Raw genomic sequence first — 581 nt, 5'->3', positions numbered from 1 at the left:
GTTCACGGCATCGCCGAAAACGGGAAAGTCTTGGTTCGTCGCACATTGCGGCGATCGCAGGTTCTGCCCTTCTTTCGGAGCCTTCCAGCTTGCTTGGTAGGTATGGAGGCCTGTGCGAGTGCCCATCACTGGGCACGCGAGATCGCGGCGCTGGGCCACGCTGTCCGCATGATGCCGCCAGACGTGAAGCCTTACGTCAAACGAAACAAGACCGACGTGGCGGATGCTGAAGCCATTTGTGAGGCGGTCACCCGCCCGACAATGCGGTTCGTACCGGTGAAGACTGCCGAACAACAAGCGGCCAGCATGATTTTGCGAACGCGAGAGCTGCTGATGAGGCAGCGCAGCCAGACTGCAAATGCCCTACGTGCTCATATGGCCGAATTGGGCATTATCGCCGGCACAGGCATGGCAAGCATCGCAAAACTCCTGGTGCTTCTCCGGGACGAAAAAGACAATAGGATCCCCGGCGCCGCCCGCTTTGCCCTGATTCTATTCGCTGAACAGATTGAGCTGCTTACAACCCGCATAGAGAAGCTCGACAGAGAGATTTTGGTTGCCGTCAGAAAGGACCCCGATGC

The 581-nt window shown here is 58.0% G+C and carries 1 protein-coding gene; it reads left to right on the top strand.

Annotation, left to right across the window (positions count from 1 at the left end):
* On the top strand, positions 1-581 hold a 581-nt coding region (locus tag AC0L30_RS43095; RefSeq protein WP_473406801.1), incomplete at both ends, for an IS110 family RNA-guided transposase.

The organism is Bradyrhizobium sp. MI1.11, from assembly GCF_055811255.1.
The sequence above is the reverse complement of the archived record's forward strand: the minus strand, read 5'-3'. Positions and strand labels throughout refer to the sequence as shown.